The organism is Undibacterium paludis, from assembly GCF_022568815.1.
GTDB lineage: Bacteria > Pseudomonadota > Gammaproteobacteria > Burkholderiales > Burkholderiaceae_D > Undibacterium.
The window spans coordinates 1-454 of sequence record NZ_JAKZHX010000069.1 but is presented as its reverse complement, the minus strand read 5'-3'; the positions used below and the strand labels follow the sequence as shown (position 1 = coordinate 454).

The 454-nt window shown below is 59.9% G+C and carries 1 protein-coding gene; it reads left to right on the top strand.

Annotation, left to right across the window (positions count from 1 at the left end):
- Positions 1–454: condensation domain-containing protein (locus LZ463_RS28955; RefSeq protein WP_241459791.1), on the top strand; the 454-nt coding region annotated here is incomplete at both ends.

The window sequence follows — 454 nt, the reverse complement described above, 5'->3', positions numbered from 1 at the left end:
TTCCGCCCACCCTGAGCAAAGCACTGGACGACCTGGCGCGTCAGGAAGGAGCCACCCTGTTCATGGTCCTGATGGCCGCCTACCAGACCCTGCTCTCACGCTGGAGCGGCCAGGACGATATCGTCGTCGGTACACCCATCGCCGGACGTCACCAGCGTGAACTCGAAGACCTCATCGGTTTCTTCGTCAATACCCTGGTCATCCGCTCCAGCCTGCAGGCTGAGCAGAGTTTCCTCAACTTGCTGTCCCAGGTCCGGGAAACCGCCCTGGGCGCCTATGCCCACCAGGATCTGCCTTTCGAGAAGCTCGTCGAGGCTTTGCAACCTGTCCGTGATCTCAGCCGTCAGCCTATCTTCCAGGCCTGGTTCGTGCTCGGTCGTCTCAGTGAGCAAGAAGCGCTGGCGCTGTCTGATCTGCAATTGCAGATGATCGAAGTCGAACATCGTGTGGCCAA